This is a genomic window from Thermococcus sp. PK (assembly GCF_000430485.1).
GTDB classification, from domain to species: Archaea; Methanobacteriota_B; Thermococci; order Thermococcales; family Thermococcaceae; genus Thermococcus_A; species Thermococcus_A bergensis.
Genome location: NZ_KE387150.1, coordinates 610,045 through 617,836 on the forward strand (window position 1 = coordinate 610,045; position 7,792 = coordinate 617,836).

A 7,792-nucleotide genomic window follows, 5' to 3' on the forward strand; every position below is an offset into this window, starting at 1 on the left:
AAAAGAAAATCAGGGGAGTAGAATTATACCTGCGAGGCCTCAGTTACCGGCAAAACCGCCAGAATCCTCAAAATCAGTCACGTAACAGTCTGGGGAGGCAGTCCAAAAACTCGCAGAAGCAGTTTACAAGCCAAAAATCCTCGCAGTCAAAAAACAGCGGAACTTCATCGCAGTTGACGAAACAGTAATAAAAATCAACGGGAAGAAAAGATACCTCTGGGCTGCAATTGACGTTGAGAGCAAGGAAGTTTTAGCAGTCTGGATTACAACTGTTAGAAACTGGTGGGTTGCCAGGGATTTCATCCTGGTTGTTTTGAAGTCCTGTGAAGGGCAGCCCGTCTTTCTGGTTGACAGGGCTAGCTGGTATAAGTCTGCTTTTAAGAGTCTGGGGTTGGGTTATCTGCATGTGACTTTTGGGCCGAGGAACAGTGTTGAGCGTTGGTTTAGGACGTTGAAGGAGAGGACGAAGCGTTTCTGGAATAATTTCAGGAGTGAGGACTGGAGGAGGGTTCATAGGTTTGTTTTTCTGTTTGCCTTCTGGTATAATTTTGTCAGAATTCATTCTAGGTTTGATAGGCCTCCGGGTGATGTTATTGAATGGCTTCAGGAGGTGATGCCCCAGTTATCCTAACAGTATCTGTAAATCCTACACTATGTTTAAATACCTTTTTTCGCAAATCTGGAATTGAGGGAGGCCACATGGCCAGTGATGAACTTGTCCAGCTCCAATATCAACCGGACAATCTCCGGTATCTTATTAAGAGCAGTGACATCGAGGAGCTACTAGCGGACTATGCATCTACCCATAAGCTTTCAGAAGCCTCCCGGAAAGAATTTGAAAGGTTTGTGTGGCAGTTCTTGGGGTTTGTAAAGGATGGGCGGGTCGTATTTGGTGGTAAAATAAAGGCCCCACAGGATAATGAAGAGTATGTGATTTCGAGAGAGGTTCTCATAGGGTATGTAAACGCGTTAATGGAAACGGGATACTCCAACTCATCGATTGTCAAGAGATTACAGGCAGTGATTCTGGTGTTGAGGCGATTGGGAGCTCAGGAGGTATTGATAGATGTATTGAGAGCTCCTTTGAGGAGAGCAAATGAAGGTAGGAAAAAAGAACAGGAAGCAAACACCCCAACCCTACAACTCGAGGATGCAAGAGAATTTTTCAGGAGACTTGAATTGTTGTTCCAGCTGAGAAGACTTCCCATGAAGAGATACATTAAGGCGATCGTATTTGCACTGTTACTATTCAGTACTGGCAGGAGAGTGAGCGAGATTGCGCAGCTCAGAATGAGTGACATAGACTTTGAGACACATAGCATCATCTTCTCAGCTAACCAAACGAAGGAAGGAAAGTTACGTGGAGTGAAATCTGGCGTAACAATCGCATTTATGACACAAGAAGCAGAGAAAGCACTAAGGTTCTACATTGAAAACAATAGGGACGAGATTCTCAAACAGGATGGATATCTCTTCATTAAGCCTGGAAAGAAAAGCCTGAAAGATACATTTTTACATAAGATAATCCAAATGAGCAGGGAGATAGGAGATCCAGAAGTTAATCTGAACTTTGTCGTAAGTGATGGCATACATCGGTTTAATCTCAAGTTCTTCAGAAAGCTGTTTATCCAGATATGGGAACGTCAAGCCGAGAAGGAAGGAATCTTTAACGATAGAGTACTGGCAGTAGCTAGGAAAATAACCGGACACAGACCATCCAATGACGTTCACAGAACGAACTATGCCAAGATAAGTCCTCAAGAGATGTGGGAATATTACAGAGAACTTTATTACGACATTAGTGTTCTCACGCCAAGTCAAAGGGAGATGCTGGGTATCATTGAGGAGAATAAAAAAGAGAAAGAAAGCAAAGAGGGTCATCACAACCTAACAAAATTATGGATAGAGCAACCATGGGGTTGGAGACTCCGCAGACTCAGCGATCTTCTCCAGTCTTATCAACTCCAAGCTTATCAACAACTCAGATACAGCTATCTTCGTTACAGTTATCTTCGCCCTTGAATTGGGGGTACTTTTCCTTATTTTTCCTTTTTTGAGATGTCTAGCTCTCAATAAGTTTGTCAAAATTGGCATCATTTCCCTCAGGGTTTGCTACAATTTGCTTTAGTTTACTTAGTTTCCACTCAAATGTTGCCTCAGTTAAGATGTTCTCTACCATTTGTTCGAGCTCTGGTTGGATGGAGGAATCTCTGTTAATAAATGCTTCAATTTCCCGGTACGCGGCCATTTTTCCCAAAGTGTACGAAAGTTCAACATTCAGTCTGCGTCTTTCTGTTATGCTCTCTGTGCTCAATAAATCAAGTGCATATTTCCGCCATTTATTGCTGGCTGCATATGATTTCAGTTTTAGGTACGCCAGTATCTTCTCCACAATGCGTCACCATAGCTTAAAACAGCCAAGGTAATATTGAGCCTTGTGGATTAGTGAAAAAGTTTTTCATTAAAACGTCACCTTAATTTTAACTGGAAACGATGCATCAAACGTGAACGATTTTTCTGTGACTCTTTGTGTCCTATGTGAATCATGGGGAAGTCATGGTTCTCATCAGCTAATTTCAATATTGACCATTCATGTGTTCTTCTGGAGGGACCCTCAAATGAACACTAAATGTGTTGAATACTGGATGGTGGTCGAATACCGAATCCCAACAAACCAACTGCATCTGCGAACCTGTACCAACCGGGAACTGGGGCGACTTGTAAAACGACGAAGAAGCCTAGAAACAATGCCCGATGATTACGCCAAAAAGCTCATTATCCTGTTTGTCGAGATGGAACTAATGAGAAGAGGCAGAATCAGTGAAGCAAGCCTCATCGAAGCCGTATTGGGCGAAACGCCCACTACCGGAGTTCGAGTGTACTACAACAATACATCATTAATAGTTGCAGTTAAGACGTTCTTTACGGCGGACTGTCTGCTGGATTCCTGAAAAAATATTCTTTCTTTTATTTTATTTTAGTTAATGAAAAACACAGCTTACCTGTGCGCTCACTCTGGGCAATAAATTCACGGGTCATTAACTTCGATTTAAGCTGAAGCCAAAAATGTTGGCGTACCCGTAAGCTCCTACCGAACAGCAGGCAAACAATTCAATGTACAGTACAAGGCATTAATGTGCACTGTCCAATATGCCCGGGATGTCCAATGTTTTTTGCATTAATTTTTTGTTGAAGTGGTGTGAGCGAGGGTTCGCACCCACCATTCCACCCATATTTACCAAAAAACGGGAATTAAATGCGAATCGCTTGGACATCCCGGACATCTTACTCTCCCCCGTTGGATCAGCTACAATTAATTTCTCCTCCCAAACATAAGGCTATGGGGGGATCCATATGGCCTCAGTTCAAGAAAAGCTTGCCCTGATTGAGCAGTATTCAAAGTTAGGGTGGAAGGTTATCCCACTTAAACCAGGAGAGAAAAGGCCCTACTGGGCTGACTGGGCTAACCCAGAGAAGTGGGGGAGCGAGGAGTATTCAAACGAAAGAACAATCCAAGAGCTTAAGAAAACCCCTCAACTCAATGTTGGCGTGCTTGCGGGCGAGGTTTCAGGAATCATCGCTATCGACGTGGACCAGCCCAAGATCGCCGGCTACAACTCCAAAAAGGCCATTGAATTGGGAGCACTTGCTCACACGACCTCAAAGGCGCCGCGTTTGATCTTCAGGTCAAGCAACCCAGAAGTTCTCAACTTCTCGAAAAAAGTCGTGCTAAGGAAGTCTGATGTTGACCCCGGTTTGTTAGTCCCTGGAACTGAAGACAAGGCCGAGGTAACTGTCGTCGAGATCTTAGGCACTGGCCGACAGTTCGTCGTCCCTCCTTCGATCCACCCAAGTGGCACGCCTTATGAGTGGGTTTCACACCTGCCCGAGGATCCGAACAAAAATCCTTGAGATCAAGAACCTCGATCACCTCAAGGAGATTCTCCTTCAAATCTTCGAGAACCCGCAAATAGTCTCAGAGCTTTTTGGCTTTGAAGACGAGATTAGGAAAAAGGCCAATGAACAGAGCTCGTTAGTCTCAAAGGACATTCTTGAGCGGTGGTTGGCTAAAATCCTCGATCACCTCGAGGACAGAATTGTGAAAGAAACGGACGACTACGTTCTCCTTCACTGCCCGTTCCATCCACCAGACGTCCACCCGTCCTTCGCGATTTACAGGAACACGTACCTTGGCGTGGATTTTCATAATAACCGCGTGTACAAGCTCTCAGAACTCGCAAGAGCCCTTGGGATTAAACTGAACAAAAAGGGCAGAGAAATGGAGCGGAACATCCTCTGGATACCCTTGGATCCGCCTATGGACGATCAGAGAGATGATGAAGATGATGAGCCGGCCTTTGGCTGGCTCAAAATCGAGAAAATTGGCAAAAAGAAGTTCTTGGTCTCCATCGTGAAGGAGAACAGGGTAGTGATTCCGGCCCAAGAGGTCGGTCCAACCTTCGCTTTCAAGCCGTCGAAAATCAACTACTTCTTTGGCCATATTCGGGAGCAATTTGGATCTGAGAAATTCAACGAGTGGTTTGGAGAGCTCCAAGAGCACATCAGAAGAAAAATGGATCTTTTTACTCTCAACATCCCCTCCAAAAGTCTGAGGAAGGGGGAAAAAGCACGTAGTAGAGGGAAAAAAGAGGACAAAGAGAGTGACGTGCCGATCGAAGAGTTTGACCTCGAAGTCCTTGAAAAGCAGTTTGGACTTGAAGATGAGGACGAAGTGAAAGAAATATTCCAGAAAATCATCGATGCTGACAAGGAGGATTCCCTCCACGCAACCATTGCAGAGTTCCTGGTGAGCAGGTTCACATTCAAGACAATTGAGGACTCTGAAGAGATCCTTTACTATGACAACGGGGTGTACAAGTTCAACGGAGAGCAAAAGATTAAAGAACTGGTTCAAAAGATTCTCATGGCCTTCTCGCTTTCCCACTTAGCCAAAAAGAGCCTCATTGAGGAGGTAGTTGAATACGTTAAAAGGTCAACCTATGTGAGCATTCGAGAATTTTACCGTTTTGACGAGAGCGGGCTGATTAACCTCAAGAACGGGGTTTTGGACCCGGAAACTTTGGAACTTTATCCGCACTCGCCGGACTACCCCTTCCTCTGGCAACTTCCAGTCAAGTACGACCCCCTTGCCAAGGCCCCAAAGATTGAGAGGTTCCTGAGGGAGATAGTTGCCCCCAAAGATTTCGAAAACCTGCTGAGAGTGGCCACTTATCCACTTATGCCCGGCCAGCCCTTCCAAGTCGCAATTTTCCTAGTTGGCAGTGGATCCAACGGGAAAAGTACGTTCTTGAACCTTCTCAAGGCATTTTATGGATCAGAAAACATTTCGGCACTAACCCTTCACGACTTGGAAAATAACCGTTTCGCGCCCGCTTCACTCGTTGGCAAGCTCGCGAACATTGCCGCGGACATCCCCAGCCAGCCCTTGGACAAGATCGAGACATTCAAGGCAATTACCGGCGGGGATTCCATACAGATCGAAAAGAAGTTCAAGCAGTCCTACCCAGTCCCGTACATTCGTGCAAAACTTATCTTTTCAGCTAACAAGCTCCCTGAGCTCTCAGAGTACAATTATGCTGCACTTCGCCGCTTTGTCATCATAAAGTTCCCCAACAAGTTCGAGGGCTCAAAGAGGAACCCCAACCTGCTCAAGGAGTTGACAACCGAAGAGGAGCTCTCTGGATTTCTCAATATGGTTCTTGGAGCCTACTTAAGGCTCAAGAAGGAGGGCTTCAGCGCCGAGAGCCTTGAAGAGACTCATAGGGAGTGGATCCGCTGGTCAGACCCACTCTCTGCCTTCATCAGAGAGCACGTTGAGAGCGATGAGGGATATGTTTTGAAGGACGACATTTGGGATGCTTTTTACTCTTATTGTCAAAAGAACAACATTCCATTCCCCTACTCGGGAAAAGGATCAAAAAATGCTTTCTTCAGGCAACTTTATCGTAAACTAAAGGATTTAGGGATCGAGGTTAAAGAGTCTAGGATCACTGGGGAAAACGGCAAGCGCCCCAGAGTAATAACAGGGATTAGGATAGTTGACCTTGAGGAGCTCTTGAGCAACAAGGGAGGAGAAGATAGTAGGGGAGAAGACGTTAGCTGGCAGGTTTTGAACGAGATCGTGAACATTCTATCTATGCAGGATGCGACCTTTGAGGAGCTCAAGCAGATGACGGCTTTTGCGGACTCAGACTTGGCAAAGGCCCTCAACAAGCTGGTGGAGGAGGAGCTAGTCACCAAAGACGGCAAAAAGTACCACTTAGTGGATCCAAACAAAGCCAAGAACATAGGGTTCACGATAGTTGAGATCATCACTTCGGGAAAAGAAGTAAGCATTGTTGGTTAATTTGCCGTTTTTTCATTTTTTCTTTATGATACCATCAACATTTAATTTTTAATTTCTGAGTTTTAGTTATTGGGGGATTGGCATTGATTGGAAAGACACGAGAATATCTTCGCTCTTGGCTGTTTCCAAATTTTGAAGATCAGATCAATGACTTGAACAGGAAAATATTGGAACTTTCAAACAGAATTAGTAATTGAAGCGTTCACTAACACGTTGGCATCATACCCTACTACATTTGTGAATATTTTGAAGAGTATGATCCAGAATATGAAACGCTTAATAAGTTCCTTAAGCAAAAAATGCAGCGTGGAGAGATAAAAACGTTAAAGGATCTCACAGAACTAGTTTATGATATGTTTACCTTAAATTGGAGAGAGACTTGCAATGAACTCGATAAGTTGATTGAAGAATGCGCAGACGACGAGTGATGTATCTTTTTCTTTTGGCCAGCGATCGCAATCTTTGTGAGTGAATACTAATACTAGTTTAGAAATTGAAAGACTCCGAGAATCCTAAGGCCAGATTGTTCTTCTATCTCAATCATTCTTTATCACCTTCTTTCATCTTATCCCAAAGACCAAACTCCGAAAGAACCGTCATCCAAATATCTTCTAACTTCATCCCAATAACATCATTCCACCACTCCCTCGACCTTATATCAACACCCGCACCAAATGTTATCATTTCACCGCTCATCATAAAATTGAACATAACCTTCCTATTCTCCTTATCCACCTTCAAATCCGTCGGAACAATATCAAAATCCAACATTATTTGCTTAACTTTCTCCCAGTTCTCGCCCTCAAACAACTCCAAAATCCAATCCTCTACATCTACCATTAAATATTTGCCATACACATTGTATTTAACTATCTCAACGCCATCCTCTTCATACTCCGTGTATTCAACACCATACACATATCCCTCTCCAAACTCATCATTTTTTACCATATCAATAGTAATCCTCTTCATTCTCCAAACCTCCATAATGTGTATTTCCGTTAAAACATAAAAACCTTTATTTTATTCCTCCCATTCAACAAACTCCCAGTATTCCCAGGGGTCAAAATCCTCGAATGTATCTTCAATCCAGTCCTCATTCGTTTCCGGAGATCTGAACCTAAGCTTAAGTAACTCCTCAATAATTGTGTCTTTTATTCTCTCGACCGGGACTCCGGAAGGGTGATATCCAGAATACTCCGCTTTAATCACGTACGAACCAACTCTTTCGTTAACAGACACATCTCTTATCTCAAACTTACCACCGAGACTACCAATGTATTCAGCCTCCATACTCTTCACCGCTTCCAGTTCCCATTTAGGAGCATTCTTCTTCTCGATAACTATCTCTGCTACAACTCCAGCCCAGTTGTTCACCACTACGGTTTGAATGACATAAGACACCCTAACATCTTCCCGCATCTC

Annotated in this window: 7 protein-coding genes and 1 pseudogene; 5 read left to right on the forward strand and 3 right to left on the reverse strand. The window is 44.0% G+C overall.

Annotation, left to right across the window (positions count from 1 at the left end):
- Both THEPK_RS12795 and THEPK_RS11570 read left to right on the forward strand, forming a co-directional pair.
- A pseudogene (locus THEPK_RS12795) lies at positions 1-631 on the forward strand (IS6 family transposase); the annotation flags it as partial.
- A gap of 68 nt (positions 632-699) precedes the next feature.
- Positions 700-2,022 (forward strand): tyrosine-type recombinase/integrase, encoded by a 1,323-nt coding sequence (locus THEPK_RS11570; protein WP_232194592.1) that lies wholly within the window; start codon positions 700-702, stop codon positions 2,020-2,022.
- Positions 2,023-2,062: 40 nt separating this feature from the next.
- Here the strand turns inward: THEPK_RS11570 and THEPK_RS11575 are convergent, their stop codons facing one another.
- Positions 2,063-2,392 (reverse strand): hypothetical protein, encoded by a 330-nt coding sequence (locus THEPK_RS11575; protein ID WP_042702133.1) that lies wholly within the window; start codon positions 2,390-2,392, stop codon positions 2,063-2,065.
- Between the two features lie 355 nt (positions 2,393-2,747).
- Between THEPK_RS11575 and THEPK_RS13260 the strand changes: the two genes are divergently transcribed.
- The 3 genes from THEPK_RS13260 (at position 2,748) to THEPK_RS11590 (ending at position 6,367) form a co-directional block, all read left to right on the forward strand.
- Entirely contained in the window at positions 2,748-2,951 is a 204-nt protein-coding gene (locus THEPK_RS13260; protein WP_156882197.1) for a hypothetical protein, read from the forward strand.
- Positions 2,952-3,354: 403 nt separating this feature from the next.
- Positions 3,355-3,912, forward strand: a complete 558-nt coding sequence (locus THEPK_RS11585) for a bifunctional DNA primase/polymerase (protein ID WP_042702138.1) — start codon at positions 3,355-3,357, stop codon at positions 3,910-3,912.
- The gene (locus THEPK_RS11590) at positions 3,866-6,367 is read left to right on the forward strand and encodes a DNA primase family protein (RefSeq protein WP_042702141.1); all 2,502 of its coding nucleotides are present in this window, start codon (positions 3,866-3,868) and stop codon (positions 6,365-6,367) included. Before THEPK_RS11585 ends, THEPK_RS11590 begins: the two co-directional genes overlap by 47 nt.
- A 540-nt stretch (positions 6,368-6,907) precedes the next feature.
- On the opposite strand, the gene THEPK_RS11595 is transcribed toward THEPK_RS11590, so the two are convergent.
- Together THEPK_RS11595 and THEPK_RS11600 are read right to left on the reverse strand one after the other, a co-directional pair.
- A complete protein-coding gene (locus THEPK_RS11595) occupies positions 6,908-7,339 on the reverse strand; it encodes a hypothetical protein (protein WP_042702143.1) in 432 nt (143 codons plus the stop codon).
- 51 nt (positions 7,340-7,390) lie between these two features.
- Positions 7,391-7,792 (reverse strand): hypothetical protein (locus THEPK_RS11600; RefSeq protein ID WP_052315960.1); only part of this gene is annotated, 402 nt, incomplete at its 5' end.

What these genes read in the sequence shown, in the direction of transcription:
- THEPK_RS11570 (WP_232194592.1), top strand. Translation starts at nt 700, where the DNA reads ATGGCCAGTGATGAACTTGTCCAGCTCCAATATCAACCGGACAATCTC.
- THEPK_RS13260 (WP_156882197.1), top strand. Translation starts at nt 2,748, where the DNA reads ATGCCCGATGATTACGCCAAAAAGCTCATTATCCTGTTTGTCGAGATG.
- THEPK_RS11585 (WP_042702138.1), top strand. Translation starts at nt 3,355, where the DNA reads ATGGCCTCAGTTCAAGAAAAGCTTGCCCTGATTGAGCAGTATTCAAAG.
- THEPK_RS11590 (WP_042702141.1), top strand. Translation starts at nt 3,866, where the DNA reads ATGAGTGGGTTTCACACCTGCCCGAGGATCCGAACAAAAATCCTTGAG.
- THEPK_RS11595 (WP_042702143.1), bottom strand. Translation starts at nt 7,339, where the DNA reads ATGAAGAGGATTACTATTGATATGGTAAAAAATGATGAGTTTGGAGAG.